The organism is Streptomyces sp. NPDC052236 (assembly GCF_044548015.1).
In the GTDB taxonomy this organism is placed as follows: domain Bacteria; phylum Actinomycetota; class Actinomycetes; order Streptomycetales; family Streptomycetaceae; genus Streptomyces.
The window spans coordinates 146,774-164,546 of the sequence record NZ_JBIUBL010000007.1; the positions used below are offsets into that span (position 1 = coordinate 146,774).

General features: G+C 69.5%; 16 protein-coding genes. 5 read left to right on the forward strand and 11 right to left on the reverse strand.

The annotated features are described in order from the left end of the window. Positions 1-334 precede the first annotated feature (334 nt). The 3 genes from ACIHCQ_RS14485 to ACIHCQ_RS14495 all read right to left on the reverse strand — a co-directional run bounded on the left by ACIHCQ_RS14485 (position 335) and on the right by ACIHCQ_RS14495 (position 2,808). Positions 335-1,420: an amidohydrolase family protein gene (locus tag ACIHCQ_RS14485; protein ID WP_399661739.1), complete on the reverse strand. Its 1,086-nt coding sequence runs from the start codon at positions 1,418-1,420 to the stop codon at positions 335-337. 69 nt (positions 1,421-1,489) lie between these two features. Next, entirely contained in the window at positions 1,490-1,828 is a 339-nt protein-coding gene (locus ACIHCQ_RS14490) for a hypothetical protein (protein WP_399661741.1), read from the reverse strand. 26 nt (positions 1,829-1,854) lie between these two features. Beyond that, positions 1,855-2,808, reverse strand: a complete 954-nt coding sequence (locus ACIHCQ_RS14495; protein WP_399661743.1) for a heme o synthase — start codon at positions 2,806-2,808, stop codon at positions 1,855-1,857. A 301-nt stretch (positions 2,809-3,109) separates the two neighbouring features. Between ACIHCQ_RS14495 and tkt the strand changes: the two genes are divergently transcribed. From tkt to pgl, 5 genes are read left to right on the forward strand one after another with little or no spacing between them, the layout of a single operon-like run. Further along, entirely contained in the window at positions 3,110-5,197 is a 2,088-nt protein-coding gene (gene tkt, locus ACIHCQ_RS14500; RefSeq protein ID WP_399661745.1) for a transketolase, read from the forward strand. Between the two features lie 34 nt (positions 5,198-5,231). Further along, positions 5,232-6,350, forward strand: a complete 1,119-nt coding sequence (tal, locus tag ACIHCQ_RS14505; RefSeq protein WP_399661747.1) for a transaldolase — start codon at positions 5,232-5,234, stop codon at positions 6,348-6,350. Positions 6,351-6,355: 5 nt separating this feature from the next. After that, entirely contained in the window at positions 6,356-7,897 is a 1,542-nt protein-coding gene (gene zwf, locus ACIHCQ_RS14510) for a glucose-6-phosphate dehydrogenase (protein WP_399661749.1), read from the forward strand. Then, a complete protein-coding gene (gene opcA / locus ACIHCQ_RS14515; RefSeq protein WP_399661751.1) occupies positions 7,894-8,877 on the forward strand; it encodes a glucose-6-phosphate dehydrogenase assembly protein OpcA in 984 nt (327 codons plus the stop codon). The genes zwf and opcA overlap by 4 nt, the downstream gene beginning before the upstream one ends. Next, positions 8,874-9,656 carry a 6-phosphogluconolactonase gene (gene pgl / locus ACIHCQ_RS14520; RefSeq protein WP_399661753.1) on the forward strand — a complete coding sequence of 261 codons (783 nt, stop codon included), beginning with the start codon at positions 8,874-8,876 and terminating at the stop codon, positions 9,654-9,656. Before opcA ends, pgl begins: the two co-directional genes overlap by 4 nt. A 233-nt stretch (positions 9,657-9,889) precedes the next feature. Here pgl and ACIHCQ_RS14525 read toward each other — a convergent pair whose 3' ends face one another. The 8 genes from ACIHCQ_RS14525 to gap form a co-directional block, all read right to left on the reverse strand. After that, positions 9,890-11,416 carry a PH domain-containing protein gene (locus tag ACIHCQ_RS14525; RefSeq protein WP_399661755.1) on the reverse strand — a complete coding sequence of 509 codons (1,527 nt, stop codon included), beginning with the start codon at positions 11,414-11,416 and terminating at the stop codon, positions 9,890-9,892. Beyond that, a complete protein-coding gene (locus ACIHCQ_RS14530; protein WP_399661757.1) occupies positions 11,413-11,871 on the reverse strand; it encodes a PH domain-containing protein in 459 nt (152 codons plus the stop codon). The genes ACIHCQ_RS14525 and ACIHCQ_RS14530 overlap by 4 nt, the downstream gene beginning before the upstream one ends. A gap of 43 nt (positions 11,872-11,914) precedes the next feature. Beyond that, on the reverse strand, positions 11,915-13,567 hold the full coding sequence (gene pgi / locus ACIHCQ_RS14535) for a glucose-6-phosphate isomerase (protein WP_399662029.1): 1,653 nt from the start codon (positions 13,565-13,567) through the stop codon (positions 11,915-11,917). Between the two features lie 180 nt (positions 13,568-13,747). Then, positions 13,748-14,083, reverse strand: a complete 336-nt coding sequence (locus ACIHCQ_RS14540) for an RNA polymerase-binding protein RbpA (protein ID WP_384258720.1) — start codon at positions 14,081-14,083, stop codon at positions 13,748-13,750. Positions 14,084-14,195: 112 nt separating this feature from the next. After that, complete coding sequence (gene secG, locus ACIHCQ_RS14545; RefSeq protein WP_399662032.1) at positions 14,196-14,426, reverse strand: preprotein translocase subunit SecG; 231 nt, start codon at positions 14,424-14,426, stop codon at positions 14,196-14,198. 161 nt (positions 14,427-14,587) lie between these two features. Continuing rightward, on the reverse strand, positions 14,588-15,376 hold the full coding sequence (gene tpiA / locus ACIHCQ_RS14550; RefSeq protein WP_399661760.1) for a triose-phosphate isomerase: 789 nt from the start codon (positions 15,374-15,376) through the stop codon (positions 14,588-14,590). A 7-nt stretch (positions 15,377-15,383) separates the two neighbouring features. Next, complete coding sequence (locus ACIHCQ_RS14555) at positions 15,384-16,595, reverse strand: phosphoglycerate kinase (RefSeq protein WP_399661762.1); 1,212 nt, start codon at positions 16,593-16,595, stop codon at positions 15,384-15,386. A 112-nt stretch (positions 16,596-16,707) separates the two neighbouring features. After that, positions 16,708-17,712, reverse strand: coding sequence for a type I glyceraldehyde-3-phosphate dehydrogenase (gene gap, locus ACIHCQ_RS14560; protein WP_399661764.1), 1,005 nt, complete (start codon positions 17,710-17,712; stop codon positions 16,708-16,710). Positions 17,713-17,773 lie beyond the last annotated feature (61 nt).

Genomic DNA, 17,773 nt, shown 5'->3' on the forward strand with positions numbered 1-17,773 from the left:
CCCCGGGGCCGCCCGGCGGGGGCGCGCCCCCCCCCCCTCCCACCCACGCCGCTGGGGGTAGGGGGAGTACCCCAGCTCCTCAGTCTCCCCCATAGCCTTCGGCATGGGAGGTGCCCCCAGCGGGGCTGAAGATGCCGGGCCTGGTCGGCGACGGGCCCATGTCGGGGCGCTGCCCCGAACCCCGCGCCTCAATCTCCCCCATAGCCTTCGGCATGGGAGGCAGCGGGGCTGAAGGTATCCGGCCCGTGAGCCCCGGCCCAGAGCGTTTCCGCCTGTCGAGCGTCCGGGTCGCCGTCCGCCCGCAAGGACATCCTGGCGCGAGCGGCGCGAACAATCAGGCGCCGGACAGGCCGTAGACGCGGCGCGCGTTGCCCGCCGCGATCATTCCCGCGACCCGGTCCGCGTCCGCCCGCGACCACGCCCCCTCGCCGACCCACCCGCCCAGCACCCGCCCCAACGCCTCCCGGAAGACCCGCGCCCCCACCACATGCAGCTCGGGCAGCCCCCGCGCCCCGCTGGAGAAGAGCAGCTTCCCGAACGGCGCCAGCTCCAGGGTCTCCGCGAGCACGGCGGCGGCCCGCGCCCCCGTGTGTACGAGAGCGGGCCCCAGGTCCGCGTACACATGCGGGAACACGCTCGCCAGGTGCGCGGCATGCCGGTGGTACGGATAGCCGTGCAGCAGCACCAGATCCGTGCCGAGACCCGCCGTGGCCGCCGCGAAACCGGTGAGCAGCATCGGGTCCTCCACCCCGACGTGCAGCTGGAGCGGCAGCCCCGACGCGATCGCGATCCACAGCAGATGTCGCACCAGTACGGGATCGGTGAGCGCGCCGCCGACCTGCCGCCCGGCCAGCCACCGCCCGGCGGCCCCGCGTACCTCCCCGGGGCCCGGCGGCTCGGGAGCCAGCGCGATCCCGTGGCCCACGGCGGCGACGGAGGTGAGGGCGACGGCGGACACGGCTGCGCCGTGCACGGCCTCGGCGAGGTTCGCCAGGAAGCCCTCCACGGTGCCCGAGGTGTCGGCGACCTGCTGGGCGAGCAGTTCGAGTCGTACGATCTCGCGCGCGTCGGCCGAGCCCGCCGCGGCGATCTCGTGCGGGCCCGTGAGATCCCCGGACAGCCCGGTGTCCACCAGATAGGTGGAGATCCCGCTTCCCCTCAGCAGCCGCCGGGCCGCCTCCAGCACGCCGAGCTCGCGGCGGCGGGCGAGGTAGTGGGCGGGCGGGCAGTGCGGATCGAGACCCAGCAGCGGCGGGCACCAGCGCCGTACGGCGAAGCCGGTCTGGGTGTCGAAGAAGGTGGTGCCGGGCGCTGGCGGCCGGGTGGTGCGGCCCAACTGCGCTTCGAAGGTGCCGAGGCCGAGTTCCGTACGGAGCACTCCGTGGCAGTACTGGTCCACGAGGCTCGGGGTGTCGATCATCGGGGCTCCCAGTCGTGGACCGCGTGTGCTTCCACAGTCCTAACGGGTGACACCCGCGCGAGGTGTTGCTCAGCCGTTGGACGGGCCGCCGATCTGGATGCCTGCCATCCGGCTCCACTCGTACGGACCCGTGCGGACCTTCGCCGCGAACTCACCGTCGAAGGACTCGTGGAGCGTGATCCCCGACCGCTCGACGGCGGCGCGCGCGATGTCGTGGCTCGGTGCGACGAGGTCGCCCCATTCGCCGTCCTCACCGACGAGCACGATGCGGGTGCCCATCTGGCCGAGGTACGCCAGCTGCCCTTCGGCGCCGCCGTGGGCCTTGGCGAAGGCGGAGATCTGCTTGGCGAGCCTGCCGGCCCTGCGCTCCGCGCGCTTGTCCTGGGTGTCCTGCTCAGTGTCTGCCATGAACAGAATGCTACCGACGGGTACCGCTACCGCAGGAAGGGGTCCACCGCGACCGCCGTGAAGAGCAGCGACACATAGATGATCGACCAGTGGAACAGCCGCATCTCCTTGAGCTTGACGCCCGCCGCGCCCGCCTTCGCGCGGTTGTGCAGGGAGTGCGCCTCCCACAGCCACCAACCGCCCGTGGCCAGCGCCACCGCCGTATAGAACCAGCCGGTGTAGCCCAGCGGCGTCAGCAGCAGCGAGACGGCGACCATCACCCAGCTGTAGAGCACGATCTGGCGGGCGACGACCCTGTTCGAGGCGACGACAGGGAGCATCGGAACGCCCACGCGCGCGTAGTCGGCCTTCACCTTCATCGACAGCGGCCAGTAGTGCGGCGGCGTCCAGAAGAACATGACCAGGAAGAGGATGACCGGGGCCCACGACATCGAGTTGGTGACGGCGGACCAGCCGATCAGGACCGGCATACAGCCGGCGATGCCGCCCCAGACGATGTTCTGGGAGGTGCGGCGCTTGAGGATCATCGTGTAGACGATGACGTAGAAGAGCAGCGCGCCCAGCGACAGCGCGGCGGACAGCCAGTTGACGAGCAGCCCGAACCAGAGGGTGGAGATAACGGCGAGGGCGAGGCCGAAGACCAGGCTCTCGCGGGGCGAGACCATTCCGGTGACCAGCGGGCGCTGCGACGTACGGTCCATCAGAGCGTCGATGTCGCGGTCGATGTACATGTTCAGGGCGTTTGCCCCACCGGCGGAAAGGTACCCGCCGAGACAGGTTGTGAGCACCAGCCACAGGTCGGGAACACCCTGTGCGGCCAGGAACATCACCGGAACGGTGGTGATCAGCAACAACTCGATGATCCGCGGCTTGGTAAGTGCCACGAAGGCCTTGACGCGGGCCCCGAACGGGCGGTGGCCCCCCGGGCTGGGAGTCAAGACGACCCCTGCGGGTCGGGACTCGACGGCCGTCACGCACACCCCTGACAGAGAAATTCCAGCAAGTTTCCGGCGTGATAACCCGGTAGAGACTTGCGCGTACCACGCCACTCTAGACGCCCGGCATACGCCGATCTTCTCCGGGGTGGGGTCGTGTTGAGCAGCTCTCGCAGCCCCTCCGTATAGGTGTGCGTACAGCTTGCGTACAGCTATACGGCAGTAGCTGTTTCGGTAAAGACCCACGCTCGAAAAGACCCGCGTTGCCGCGAGGGTAGGCTCGACAACGCCCGGTGGTTCCTTCGTCACCGGGATTCGATTATGTGGAGAGGAGCCCTGACCCAGGGTGAGCACCAAGCCGACCACCACAGACCTTGAGTGGACCGATCTGGACCAGCGGGCTGTAGACACCGCCCGCGTCCTGGCCATGGACTCCGTACAGAAGGTCGGCAACGGCCATCCGGGTACGGCCATGAGCCTCGCGCCCGCCGCGTACGTGCTGTTCCAGAAGCTGATGCGGCACGATCCGGCCGACGCGGACTGGACCGGCCGTGACCGGTTCGTCCTCTCCGCGGGTCACTCCAGCCTGACCCTGTACATCCAGCTCTACCTGGCCGGGTACGGCCTGGAACTCGATGACCTGAAGGCGTTCCGGACCTGGGGCTCGAAGACACCGGGCCACCCGGAGTACGGCCACACCAATGGTGTGGAGACGACGACCGGGCCGCTGGGCCAGGGTGTCGCCAACGCGGTGGGCATGGCCATGGCCGCCCGCTACGAGCGTGGCCTGTTCGACCCGGCAGCCCCGGTCGGCCAGAGCCCCTTCGACCACACCATCTGGGCGATCGCCGGTGACGGCTGCCTCCAGGAGGGCATCTCCGCGGAGGCATCGTCGCTGGCCGGGCACCAGAAGCTGGGCAACCTGGTGCTGCTGTGGGACGACAACCACATCTCCATCGAGGGCGACACCGAGACCGCGGTCTCGGAGGACACCATCAAGCGGTACGAGGCGTACGGCTGGCACGTCCAGCGCGTCGAGCAGCTGCCCAACGGCGACCTCGACCCGGCCGGTCTGTACCACGCCATGAAGGCGGCGCAGGCGGAGACCGAGCGCCCCTCCTTCATCGCGGCCCGTTCGATCATCGCCTGGCCCGCCCCGCACGCGCAGAACACCGAGGCCGCGCACGGCTCGGCGCTCGGCGACGAGGAGGTCGCGGCCACCAAGCGTGTCCTGGGCTTCGACCCGGAGCAGAGCTTCGAGGTCGCCGACGAGGTCCTCGCCCACAGCCGTTCGGCGCTCGACCGCGGGCGCGAGGCCCGTGGCGAGTGGGAGAAGACGTTCGCCGCGTGGCGCACCGCCAACCCGGACCGGGCGGCCGAGTTCGACCGGATCCGCGCGGGCGAGCTGCCCGCGGGCTGGGAGGAGGAACTGCCGGAGTTCGAGACCGGCAAGGGTGTCGCCACCCGCGCCGCCTCCGGCAAGGTCCTGCAGGCGCTGGGCGCGGTCATCCCGGAGCTGTGGGGCGGCTCGGCCGACCTGGCGGGCTCCAACAACACCACCATCGACAAGACGTCCTCGTTCCTGCCGGTGGGCAACCCGCTGCCGGAGGCGGACCCGTACGGCCGTACGGTCCACTTCGGCATCCGCGAGCACTCCATGGCCGCGGCCATGAACGGCATCGCGCTGCACGGCAACACCCGTATCTACGGTGGCACCTTCCTGGTGTTCTCCGACTACATGCGCAACGCGGTACGGCTCTCGGCGCTGATGCACCTGCCGGTGACGTACGTCTGGACGCATGACTCGGTCGGTCTGGGCGAGGACGGTCCCACCCACCAGCCGGTGGAGCACCTGGCCACGCTGCGCGCGATCCCGGGCCTGAACATCGTCCGCCCGGCCGACGCGAACGAGACCGCCGTGGCCTGGCGCGAGATCCTGGCGCGCTTCACCAAGGAGTTCGGCAAGGGCGCCCCGCACGGCCTGGCGCTGACCCGCCAGGGTGTGCCGACGTACGAGCGCAACGAGGACGCGGCGCGCGGCGGTTATGTGCTCTTCGACGCCGAGGGGGGCGAGCCGCAGGTGGTGCTGATCGCCACCGGCTCCGAGGTCCAGCTCGCCGTCCAGGCGCGTGAGCAGCTCCAGGAGGCGGGCGTGGCGACGCGGGTCGTCTCGATGCCGTGTGTGGAATGGTTCGAGGAGCAGGACCAGGCGTACAAGGACAGTGTTCTGCCGCCGTCCGTGAAGGCACGGGTCGCGGTCGAGGCCGGTATCGGTCTGACCTGGCACCGCTACGTCGGCGACGCGGGCCGGATTGTTTCGCTGGAGCACTTCGGCGCTTCGGCTGACGGAAAGGTTCTCTTCCGGGAGTTCGGCTTCACTGCCGATGCGGTCGCCGCCGCCGCACGGGAATCCCTCGCCGCCGCTACGCGCTGACGCTGGTATACGACAAGTAGGAGATGCAATTCTCATGACAGACGCACTCAAGCGCCTCTCCGACGAAGGCGTCGCGATCTGGCTGGACGACCTCTCGCGCCAGCGGATCACCTCCGGCAATCTCGCCGAACTGATCGACCAGCAGCATGTCGTGGGAGTCACCACGAATCCGTCGATCTTCCAGAAGGCCATCAGCGGCGGCGACGGTTACGACCAGCAGCTCCACGATCTCGCCGTGCGCAGGGTGACGGTCGAGGAAGCCGTACGGATGATCACGACCGCGGACGTCCGCGACGCGGCCGACATCCTGCGGCCGGTCTTCGACGCCACCGGCGGTCTGGACGGCCGGGTCTCCATCGAGGTCGACCCGCGCCTGGCGCACAACACCGAGGCGACCATCGCCGAGGCCAGGCAGCTGGCCTGGCTGGTGGACCGGCCCAACACGCTGATCAAGATCCCGGCGACCAAGGCGGGCCTGCCCGCGATCACCGAGACCATCTCCAAGGGCATCAGCGTCAATGTCACGCTGATCTTCTCGCTGGAGCGCTACCGCGAGGTCATGGACGCCTACCTCTCCGGCCTGGAGAAGGCGAACGCGATGGGGATCGACCTGTCCACGATCCAGTCCGTGGCGTCCTTCTTCGTGTCCCGCGTGGACACCGAGATCGACAAGCGCCTCGACGCGATCGGCACCCCCGAGGCCAAGGAGGCCCGCGGCAAGGCGGCCGTCGCCAACGCGCGCCTGGCCTACGAGGCGTACGAGGAGATCTTCTCCTCGGAGCGCTGGGACGCCCTGGACAGGGCGCGCGCCAACCGGCAGCGTCCGCTGTGGGCCTCCACCGGTGTCAAGGACCCGGCGTACAGGGACACGATGTATGTCGACGACCTGGTCGCCCCGGGCACGGTGAACACCATGCCGGAGGCCACCCTGGAGGCTGCCGGCGACCACGGCCAGATCACCGGCAACACCATCGCGGGCACCTACGACCAGGCGCGCGCCGACCTCGCCGCCGTCGCCGAGCTCGGGATCTCGTACGACGATGTCGTCACGGTCCTGGAGGACGAGGGCGTCGAGAAGTTCGCGACGTCCTGGACGGATCTGCTCAAGTCGACCGAGGCCGAGCTGAAGCGCCTCGCTCCTTCGGAGGGCTGACAACCTTGTCCGGTCTCAGCGGAGCCAACCCGCTTCGTGACCCCGCCGACCGACGGCTCCCGCGTATCGCGGGGCCGTCGGGCCTGGTCATTTTCGGGGTCACGGGCGATCTGTCGCGTAAGAAGCTGATGCCCGCCGTCTACGACCTGGCCAACCGCGGGCTGCTGCCGCCGGGCTTCTCGCTCATCGGCTACGCCCGCCGTGAGTGGCAGGACGAGGACTTCGCGCAGGAGGTCCACGACGCCGTCAAGGCGAACGCCCGTACGCCCTTCCGGGAAGAGGTCTGGCAGCAGCTCATCCAGGGGATGCGCTTCGTCCAGGGCGATTTCGACGACGATGACGCCTTCGAGCGGCTGAAGGCCACCATCGAGGACCTCGACAAGAGGCAGGGCACCGGCGGCAACTTCGCGTTCTATCTGTCCGTGCCGCCGAAGTTCTTCCCGAAGGTGGTCGAACAGCTGCGCAAGCACGGTCTCGCCGACCAGAAGGAAGGCTCCTGGCGGCGCGCCGTCATCGAGAAGCCGTTCGGCCACGACCTGGTCTCCGCCAAGGAGCTCAACAAGGTCGTACACGAGGTCTTCCCGTCCAACGAGGTCTTCCGGATCGACCACTATCTGGGCAAGGAGACCGTCCAGAACATTCTGGCGCTGCGGTTCGCCAACACCCTCTTCGAGCCGATCTGGAACCGGTCGTACGTCGACCATGTACAGATCACCATGGCCGAGGACATCGGCATCGGCGGCCGCGCCGGCTACTACGACGGCATCGGCGCCGCCCGTGACGTCATCCAGAACCACCTGCTCCAGCTGCTCGCGCTGACCGCGATGGAGGAGCCCGCCTCCTTCGACGCGGACGCGCTCGCGGCCGAGAAGACCAAGGTGCTGGGCGCGGTGAAGCTGCTCCAGGACCCCGAGGACCTGGCCAGGAACACGGTGCGCGGGCAGTACGCCGCGGGCTGGCAGGGCGGCGAGAAGGCCGTCGGCTACCTCCAGGAAGACGGCATCGACCCCAAGTCGAAGACCGACACCTACGCCGCGGTCAAGCTGGAGATCGACAACCGCCGCTGGGCGGGCGTCCCCTTCTACCTCCGTACGGGCAAGCGGCTCGGCCGGCGGGTCACCGAGATCGCGGTGGTCTTCCAGCGCGCCCCGCACTCCCCCTTCGACCACACGGCGACGGAGGAGCTGGGGCAGAACGCCCTGGTCATCCGCGTCCAGCCGGACGAGGGCGTGACCATGCGGTTCGGCTCGAAGGTGCCGGGCACCTCGATGGAGGTGCGGGACGTCTCGATGGACTTCGCGTACGGCGAGTCCTTCACGGAGTCCAGCCCCGAGGCGTACGAACGGCTCATCCTCGACGTCCTGCTCGGCGACTCCAACCTCTTCCCGCGTCTGGAGGAGGTCGAGCTGTCCTGGAAGATCCTCGACCCGATCGAGCAGTACTGGGACCGGCACGGCAAGCCCGCGCAGTATCCGGCCGGGACCTGGGGCCCGGACGAGGCGGACGAAATGCTCGCACGAGACGGACGGAGCTGGCGTCGGCCATGAAGATCGACCTTACGGACACCACGGCCAGCAAGATCAACAAGGCGCTGGTGCAGGGGCGCCGGGCGATCGGCACGCAGGCCGTCGGCATGGTGCTCACCCTCGTCATCGTCACCGACGAGGAGAACGCCTACGACTCGCTGAGGGCAGCCAACGAGGCGTCGCGCGAGCACCCTTCGCGCACGCTGGTCGTCATCAAGCGGGTCTCGCGCTCGCCGCGCGAGCGCGCGCAGGCACGCCTCGACGCGGAGGTGCGGGTCGGCACGGACGCGGGCACCGGCGAGACGGTCATCCTGCGGCTGTACGGCGAGGTGCTCAACCACGCCCAGTCGGTGGTGCTGCCGCTGCTGCTGCCCGACGCGCCGGTGGTGGTCTGGTGGCCGGTGAACGCGCCGACCGACCCGGCCAACGATCCGCTGGGCGCGCTGGCGCAGCGCAGGGTCACGGACACGTACGCCTCGGAGCAGCCGGTGCGGGACCTGGCGGCGCGCGCCGAGGCGTACACCCCGGGCGACACCGACCTGTCCTGGACCCGGACCACACCGTGGCGCTCGATGCTCGCGGCGGCTCTGGACCAGGTGGCGTGCCAGGTCACCTCCGTGGAGGTGGAGGGCGAGGAGTTCAACCCGAGCTGCGAACTGCTCGCGATGTGGCTGGCTGACCGGCTGCATGTGCCGGTGAAGCGCTCGCTGTCCTCCGGTCCTGGCCTCACGGCCGTACGGATGGAGACCAGCTGCGGGCCGATCGTGCTGGACCGGGCGGACGGCGCGCTGGCGACGCTGTCCATAGAGGGCCAGCCGGACCGGGCGGTGGCACTCCAGCGGCGTGAGACGTCGGAGCTGATCGCGGAGGAGCTGCGGCGGCTCGACCCGGACGACACCTACGCGTCGGCGCTGCGGTTCGGGGTCGACCGGCTGGAGTCCTTCGCGGAGGCGAAGGAGCAGCCCAGGCCCGCGCCACCGAAGAAGGCGCCGGCACAGTGAACGTTCCGCAGCTCGTCGTACACCGCGACAAGGAACTGATGGCGCAGGCCGCGGCGGCCCGGCTGATCACGAAAATCGTGGACGCCCAGGCCGCGCGCGGCTCGGCGTCCGTGGTCCTGACGGGTGGCCGCAACGGCAACGCCCTGCTGGCCGCGGTCGCCGCGTCCCAGGCCAGGGACGCCATCGACTGGCCGCGGCTCGATCTGTGGTGGGGCGACGAACGGTTCGTCCCGGAGGGCGACCCGGAACGCAATGTCACCCAGGCGCGCGAGGCACTGCTGAACCAGGTCCCGCTGGACCCGGCCCGGGTGCACGCGATGGCCGCGTCGGACGGGCCGTACGGCACGGATGTGGACGCGGCGGCGGCGGCGTACGCGACGGAACTGGCCGCGGCGGCGGGCCCCGAGGACCACGGCCCGGTGCCGACGTTCGACGTACTCCTGCTGGGTGTCGGCCCCGACACGCATGTGGCGTCGCTCTTCCCGGAGCTTCCGGCGGTCCGCGAGACGGAACGCACGGTGGTCGGCGTCCACGGGGCGCCGAAGCCACCGCCGACGCGGATCTCGATGACGCTGCGGGCGATCCGGGCGGCGCGGGAGGTATGGCTGCTGGCTGCGGGCGAGGACAAGGCGAAGGCGGCGATGATCGCGCTGTCGGGAGCGGGTGAGGTCCAGGCACCGGCGGCGGGAGCGTACGGTCGCTCGCGCACGCTGTGGCTTCTGGACGCGGGGGCGGCGTCCCAGCTGCCGCGGGACCTGTACCCTCCGGCGTCGGCCTGACGCGTGCGGGCCCTGGTCCGGGGGCGCCGCCCCCGCGTCTCAAACGCCGGCGGGGCTCAATAGAGCCCGTCCGGCGATTGAGGACACTCCCCCTACGCCCCAGGGGGCGTGGGGGGGGACCCCCACCCGAAGGGCGGTACGGGGTCTGGGGCGGAGCCCCAGTTACGGGAAGGGGCGGGTAGGGGAAAGCCCGCCGCAGGCGCCACCCGCACCACCGCAACCCGCACGCGCCCTCAGCCGCCCCCACCACCCCGCACAAGGAACGGCTCCAGCACCCCCGGCACCGCCTCCGCCCCGAACACCAGCCCCTCCCCCTCCCCCGCGTCGTACACCGAGTACGCCCCCGCCCCCGCCGCCGTCGTCGCCGTCAGCGTCAGTACCCCCGCCCGGCGCTGGAACCAGGACTGCCTGACCGTCCAACCGATCACCCCGCCCCGCTGCAACGCGACCGTCGCGCGCCGGATCGTTCCGGAGCGGGCGACGAGGTAGTCGCCGCTGATGCCGTGGCCCAGGCTCCGGTACGCGTCCAGGGCCAGGGCCACCGCGACCGGCAGCGCCACGACCGCGCACGCCCCGGCGACGTACAGCAGGACGGGCGTGAGCCATGCGCCCAGCGCCGCCAGCACCGACACCGGGAGCAGCACCGCCGTCAGCGCCCACCGCAGACGCCGGGTCCGGGCCGCCCGGGGGTGCGCGGTCAAGGAGACCGATCCCGTCGGGGCGACCGGCTCCCGCAGCACCCGCGCGGCCAGTTCGTTGGCCACCGCCCGGGGCGCGGGCGGCAGCAGCGCCTTCAGGTCGGCGTGTTTGTCGTCGCTGTCGTCCACGAGGCCGGTGGCGATCGCGTCCACCCGCGCCGCCCCGAACAGCCGTACGCCCAGCGGCTCGACCAGTTCGACGCCCCGCAGCCGCCGCTCCTCTATGGAGATCGAGCGCGCGGTGAACAGCCCGCGCCGCACCCGCAGGGTGCCGCCGGGTTCGCGCTCCAGGCGGTAGTTCCACCACATCTCGATCCACAGGCCGAGCGCGCCCACCGCGCCCGCGACCACCGCCGCGAGCACCAGCGCCGCGACCGTCCACACGACGGGGGTGTCCTGGAAGCGGTCCCCCACCCAGTCGATGACCTCGCCCTGCGCGCCGAACCACTCGCTGACCTGCATCACACCGCCGGCCGCCGCGCCCCCGAGCAGGGGGGCGACGAAAGAAACCGGCGCGTAGCGGATCCAGGACGGGTCGAGCGCGCCGAGCACGCCCTCCTGGTGGATGCCGGGCGCGGCGGCGGTCAGCCGCGCCAGCAGTTCCGTACGCAGGCGCTCGCCCTCGGCCTTGCTGACCGGGTCGAGTTCGAGCGTGGATTCACCGCCCGCGCTCTGCTCGCCGGTGCCGATGCGCACCTTGACCAGGCCGAGGATCCGCAGCAGCGGGTTCGCGGCCAGATCGACGCTGCGGATGCGCTCGCGGGCCAGCGAACGGCGTTTGACCAGCAGCAGCCCGGTGTGGAGTTCGGCGCGCTCGGGGCCGATGCGGTAGCGCGTGCGGCGCCACCGTACGTAGTCCGCGCCCGTGCCCACGGAGATGAGCAGCAGCGCCCCGGCCAGCACCCAGCCGAGCGCCTGCCACAGCGGCATGCCGCCGGCGAGGCCGAGGGTGACGGGCAAGGCGGCGCCCCCGGCCACGCCTGCCATGACGAGCGCGGTGGCCAGGACCGTACGCCTGTCGAGCTTCCGCCAGTCCGTCGCCACGTCCTCCACGTCGCTCATGTCGCGTCTCCGGGCGTGGCCTGCGTGATCCGCGTCAGCCGCTCCGCCAACTCCGCGGCGAGCGCGTGGTCCAGCCCTTCGATCTTGATCGCGCCCTTGGACGACGCGGTCGTGACAATGACCGTGGCCAGCTTGAACGCCTGCTCCAGCGGCCCGCGCACCGTGTCCACGGTCTGGATCCGGGACATGGGCGCGATCCGCCACTCCTGCCAGAACGCGCCCGTCCGGACGTACACCGCCTCGTCCGTGACCTCCCAGCGGTGTACCCGGAACCACCAGAGCGGGAAGAAAAAGGCGCAGGCCAGACCGAGCACCGCCAGCGCACCGGCGATCGTCAGGAGCCACGGCCGTGCGGGCGTGATCAGCGCGCCCAGTACCGCCAGTACGGCCACGGGGACCAGGGTCAGCAGCAGCCACTGCACCCGCCACCAGCCGACGGCCCGCTCATTGAGCATGTTGTTCGGCGGCCTCAGCCTTATCCCGTTCCCTCCCACGGATTCAGCGACCGCGCAGCGTGCGGTACTTCGCGGCCAGTGCCGACGTCGAGCTGTCCAATGCCTCGCCGCCCGTCCCTTCGGTGAGCACCGGCTCGATCTTCTTCGCGAGTACCTTGCCGAGCTCGACGCCCCACTGGTCGAAGGAGTCGATGTTCCAGACGGCCCCCTGGACGAACACCTTGTGCTCGTACAGCGCGATCAGCTGGCCCAGTACGGACGGTGTCAGCTCGTCCGCGAGGATCGTGGTCGTCGGGTGGTTGCCGTGGAACGTCTTGTGCGCCACCAGCTCCTCGGGCACGCCCTCCGCCTGTACCTCCTCGGGCGTCTTGCCGAAGGCGAGCGCCTGGGTCTGCGCGAAGAAGTTGGCCATCAGCAGATCGTGCTGGGCGACGAGACCGGGCAGCAGATCCCCGACCGGCTGTGCGAAGGCGATGAAGTCCGCCGGGATGACCTTGGTGCCCTGGTGGATCAGCTGGTAGTACGCGTGCTGGCCGTTGGTGCCGGGCGTGCCCCACACCACCGGTCCGGTCTGCCAGTCGACGGGGTTGCCCTGGCGGTCCACGGACTTGCCGTTGGACTCCATGTCGAGCTGCTGGAGGTACGCGGTGAACTTCGACAGATAGTGGGAGTACGGCAGCACCGCATGCGACTGCGCGTCGAAGAACGCCCCGTACCAGATGCCCAGCAGGCCCAGCAGCAGCGGCGCGTTCTCCTCGGCCGGCGCTGTGCGGAAGTGCTCGTCCACCAGGTGGAAACCGTCGAGCATCTCCCGGAAGCGGTCCGGGCCGATCGCGATCATCAGCGAGAGACCGATGGCGGAGTCGTACGAGTACCGACCGCCGACCCAGTCCCAGAACTCGAACATGTTGGTCGTGTCGATGCCGAAGTCGGAGACCTTCTCGGCGTTGGTGGACAGCGCCACGAAGTGCTTGGCGACGGCGTCCTGACCGGCCCGCAGGCCGGTGAGCAGCCAGTCTCGCGCGGACGTGGCGTTGGTGAGCGTCTCGATGGTGGTGAAGGTCTTGGAGGCGATGATGAACAGCGTCTCGGCCGGGTCCAGGTCCCGTACGGCCTCGTGCAGATCGGCCCCGTCGACGTTCGACACAAAACGGAACGTCAGTTCGCGCGCGGTGTACGAGCGCAGCGCCTCGTACGCCATCGCCGGGCCCAGATCGGAGCCGCCGATGCCGATGTTGACGATGTTCTTGATGGGCTTGCCGGTGTGGCCGGTCCACTCGCCCGACCTGATCCGGTCGGTGAAGGCGCTCATCCGGTCCAGTACCGCGTGCACCGCGGGCACGACGTTCTCGCCGTCCACCTCGATCACGGCGTCACGCGGGGCGCGCAGCGCCGTGTGCAGGACGGCGCGGTCCTCGGTGGTGTTGATCTTCTCGCCGCGGAACATCGCGTCCCGCAGCCCGGCGACGCCGGTGGCCGCGGCGAGCTCGCGCAGCAGCGTCAGCGTCTCGTCGGTCACCAGGTGCTTGGAGTAGTCGAGATACAGATCGCCGACCTGGAGGGTGTACGCGGTACCGCGCGCCGCGTCGGCCGCGAACAGCTCCCGCAGGTGCGTGCGGCCCAGCTGCTCACGGTGCTTGGCGAGAGCGGTCCACTCGGGCATCTGGTTGAGCCTCGTACGGCCCGCTGTGTTCAAGGTGTGCGACTCGGACATTCGGAAATCAGCCCACTTCTTCTCGTACCTTGCCTGTGTGTCCCACTGCGTCTCCAACCTAATTGATCAGGCCGGGTAGCGAGTCATAGGGATACAAGGGAGGGGACGAGGGTGAACGCACTCCGGCCGGACGCCCGCAGGCATCCGGCCGGATGTCGACTTCTAGATCTCGCCGCGCAATTTCGCGAGCGCCTCGGCGAGAATCGCCTCGCCGTCCTCGTCGCTGCGCCGCTCGCGTACATACGCGAGATGCGTCTTGTAGGGCTCCGTACGCGGTGGGTCCGGCGGGTTGTCCCGGTCTTGTCCGGCTGGGAAACCGCATCGAGGACAGTCCCAAGTGTCCGGAACCTGCGCGTCACTGGCGAAGCTCGGCTGCGTCTCGTGCCCATTCGAGCACCAGAAGGAGATGCGCAGGCGCGGCGCGGACTCGCCCCGCTCGGCCTCACCCATCGGCCCCGCTCCGACCCGGCTTCCCCGGATCGCGTTGCCACTTGCCACGGTCGTAACTCCCTGCGTGATGGTGCTCGAAGATGCCCCAGTCTACGTAAGGCCCAACGTGCGTCCAGTGATTGGAGTTACTCCCGCAATCAAGACGCGCACGGCGAGGGGTCTAGCTGTCCAGCTTCATCAGCAGGCCAAGCACGACAATGCACGCGAACCACAGCAGCCCGAGGACCACCGTAATGCGGTCGAGGTTCCGCTCTGCGACGGAAGAGCCGCCCACTGAGGACTGCATACCGCCACCGAACATGTCGGAGAGGCCGCCGCCCTTTCCCTTGTGCATCAGCACCAGCAGCATCAGCAGCAGGCTGAAGACGATCAGGGCGATCGAGAACCCCATAATCACGGCTGGTCCCTACTTCCTGGCAATTCTCTCGGACTGAAATGTCGGGCTGGCTGAAATGTCGGCCTGGAAAAGATGGCCGACGGGGGCCGGATGACTGACATCTGGCCCCCGCAAGGGTACGACGGATCGGCTCTACCGCATACTCACTGGTCTACTCACTGGTCGCGGAAGCGGATGATCTTCACGAACTCTTCCGCGTCCAGCGCCGCGCCGCCCACCAGAGCGCCGTCCACATCGGGCTGCGCCATGATCGCGGCGACATTCCCGGCCTTCACCGAGCCGCCGTACTGGATACGGACCTGATCGGCCAGCTCCTGCGAGTACAGCTCGGCGAGCCGGGCGCGGATCGCGGCGCAGACCTCCTGCGCGTCCTCGGGCGTGGCGACCTCGCCCGTGCCGATGGCCCACACCGGCTCGTACGCGATCACGATGGACTCGGCCTGCTCGGCCGGGATGTCCTTGAGCCCGCCGTCGAGCTGCGCGAGGGTGTGCGGGACCTGCTGTCCGGCCTTGCGGATGTCCAGACCCTCGCCGACGCAGAGGATCGGGGTCAGGCCGTGCCTGTACGCGGCCTTCACCTTGGCGTTGCAGATCTCGTCCGACTCGGCGTGATACTGGCGGCGCTCGGAGTGGCCCACGGCGACGTAGGTGCACTTCAGCTTGGCCAGCATCAGGCCGGAGATCTCACCGGTGTACGCGCCGGAGTCCTGGGCCGAGATGTCCTGGGCGCCGTACTTGATCTTGAGCTTGTCGGCGTCGATCAGGGTCTGTACGGACCGCAGGTCGGTGAAGGGCGGCAGGACGGCGACCTCTACGGCCTCGTAGTCCTTGTCCGTCAGGGCGAAGGCCAGCTTCTGAGTGTGGGCGATGGCCTCAAGGTGGTTGAGGTTCATCTTCCAGTTGCCCGCCATCAGCGGGGTGCGGCCCTTTGCGGGAGCAGTCATAAGGGGGTCAGTCCTCCAGTGCGGCGAGGCCGGGAAGCGTCTTGCCTTCGAGATACTCGAGGCTCGCGCCGCCACCGGTCGAAATGTGGCTGAATGCCTTTTCGTCGAAGCCCAGGATCCTCACGGCGGCGGCGGAGTCCCCGCCGCCGACGACCGAGAAGGCCGGGGAGTCGACGAGCGCCTGGGCAACGGCCTTGGTGCCCTCGGCGTAGTCGGGGTGCTCGAAGACGCCCATCGGACCGTTCCAGAACACGGTGGCCGCGTCGGCGAGCTTCGATGCGTACAGCCGGCAGGTCTCGGGACCGATGTCCAGTCCCAGCTGATCGGCCGGGATGGCGTCCGCGGCGACGGTGGCGGGGTGGGCCGGGGCCTTCGTCCGCAGGTCCGGGAACGCTCCGGCGACCAGGACGTCGACGGGGAGCACGAACTCCACGCCCTTGTCCTTGGCGCGCGCCAGGTACTCGCGCACGGCCGGGATCTGGTCCTCCTGGAGCAGCGAGGTGCCGACCTCGTGGCCCTGGGCCTTGAGGAAGGTGTACGCCATGCCGCCGCCGATCAGGATGCGGTCGGCCTTCTCCAGCAGGTGGTCGATGACCCCGAGCTTGTCGGAGACCTTGGAGCCGCCGAGGGCCACGACGTACGGGCGCTGGACGTCCTCGGTGAGCTTCTTGAGGACGCCGACCTCGGTGGCGATCAGGTAGCCGGCGGCGTGCGGCAGCCGGGCGGGGAGGTCGTACACCGAGGCGTGCTTGCGGTGTACGGCTCCGAAGCCGTCGCCCACGTACACGTCGGCGAGCAGGGCGAGCAGGTCGGCGAAGGCGGCGCGCTCGGCGTCGTCCTTCGAGGTCTCGCCGGCGTTGAAGCGGAGGTTCTCGATGACGGCGACCTGGCCGTCGGCGAGGCCCGCGGTGACGGCAGTGGCGGACTCGCCGACGGTGTCGGCGGCGAACACGACCTCGGCGGCGAGGAGTTCACCGAGCCGCCGCGCCACGGGGGCGAGCGAGAAGGCCGGGTCGGCGGCGCCCTTGGGGCGGCCGAGGTGGGAGGCGACGATGACGCGCGCGCCCGCCTCGGCGAGCTTGGCGATCGTCGGGACGACGGCGCGGATACGGCCGTCGTCGGTGATGGTGGCGCCGTCGAGCGGCACATTGAGGTCGGCGCGGACGAATACCCGCTTGCCCGCGACCCCTTCGGTAAGTAGTTCGTCGATCGTCTTCATGGACAGGACTCCTCGGACCGGCTGGACGTGCGAGAAGGCTCGGGCGGCGCGGCGGTGCGCTGCCCGAGCCCTCTCGCTCACATCTTGCTGCTCTGGCTGCTCGCGCTGCTGATCAGAGCTGGGCGCCGACGAAGACCGTGAGGTCCACCAGGCGGTTGGAGTAGCCCCACTCGTTGTCGTACCAGCCGATGACCTTGACGCTCTTGCCCTGGACCATGGTCAGGGAGGAGTCGAAGGTGCAGGAGGCGGGCCAGTTGACGATGTCCGAGGAGACGATCGCGTCCTCGGTGTAGTCCAGGATTCCCTTGAGCTGGCCCTCGGCCGCCTTCTGGAACGCCGTGTTGACCTCGTCCTTGGTGACCTCACGCTCAAGCTCGATGACCAGGTCGGTCACGGAGCCGGTGGGGACCGGGACGCGCATCGCGATGCCGTCGAGCTTGCCCGCCAGTTCCGGGATGACCAGCGCGGTGGCCTTCGCGGCACCGGTGGTGGTCGGGATGATGTTCTCGGCGGCGGCGCGGGCGCGGCGCAGGTCCGAGTGCGGGAAGTCCAGGATGCGCTGGTCGTTCGTGTACGCGTGGACCGTGGTCATCATGCCCTTGACGATGCCGAAGTTCTCCAGGAGAACCTTGGCCATCGGCGCCACACAGTTCGTGGTGCAGGAGGCGTTGGAGATGACGTGGTGGTTGGCCGCGTCGTACTTGTCCTGGTTGACGCCCATCACGATGGTGATGTCCTCGTCCTTGGCCGGAGCCGAGATGAGGACCTTCTTGGCGCCGCCGGCGATGTGCTTCGCGGCGTCGGCCTTCTTGGTGAAAATGCCGGTCGACTCGATGACGATGTCGACGCCCAGCTCGCCCCACGGAATGTCGGCGGGGTTGCGCTCGGAGAGCACCTTGATGGTGCGGCCGTCGACCGTGATCGTGTCGGCGGTGTGGGTCACCTCAGCCTTGAGGCGGCCCATGATCGTGTCGTACTTCAGCAAGTGGGCCGTGGTCGCAGTGTCACCCAGGTCGTTGACAGCCACGATCTCGATGTCTGCACCCTGCTCCAGCAGCGCGCGGAAGTAGTTACGACCGATGCGGCCAAAGCCGTTGATGCCTACGCGGATCGTCACGAACCGATCTCCTCGTTGCTACGCCGGTTGTAGACGCCGGCGAGTTGTATGGGATGTCCCC

What these genes read in the sequence shown, in the direction of transcription:
- ACIHCQ_RS14485 (WP_399661739.1), bottom strand. Translation starts at nt 1,420, where the DNA reads ATGATCGACACCCCGAGCCTCGTGGACCAGTACTGCCACGGAGTGCTC.
- ACIHCQ_RS14490 (WP_399661741.1), bottom strand. Translation starts at nt 1,828, where the DNA reads ATGGCAGACACTGAGCAGGACACCCAGGACAAGCGCGCGGAGCGCAGG.
- tal (WP_399661747.1), top strand. Translation starts at nt 5,232, where the DNA reads ATGACAGACGCACTCAAGCGCCTCTCCGACGAAGGCGTCGCGATCTGG.
- opcA (WP_399661751.1), top strand. Translation starts at nt 7,894, where the DNA reads ATGAAGATCGACCTTACGGACACCACGGCCAGCAAGATCAACAAGGCG.
- ACIHCQ_RS14525 (WP_399661755.1), bottom strand. Translation starts at nt 11,416, where the DNA reads ATGAGCGACGTGGAGGACGTGGCGACGGACTGGCGGAAGCTCGACAGG.
- ACIHCQ_RS14530 (WP_399661757.1), bottom strand. Translation starts at nt 11,871, where the DNA reads ATGCTCAATGAGCGGGCCGTCGGCTGGTGGCGGGTGCAGTGGCTGCTG.
- secG (WP_399662032.1), bottom strand. Translation starts at nt 14,426, where the DNA reads ATGGGGTTCTCGATCGCCCTGATCGTCTTCAGCCTGCTGCTGATGCTG.
- tpiA (WP_399661760.1), bottom strand. Translation starts at nt 15,376, where the DNA reads ATGACTGCTCCCGCAAAGGGCCGCACCCCGCTGATGGCGGGCAACTGG.
- ACIHCQ_RS14555 (WP_399661762.1), bottom strand. Translation starts at nt 16,595, where the DNA reads ATGAAGACGATCGACGAACTACTTACCGAAGGGGTCGCGGGCAAGCGG.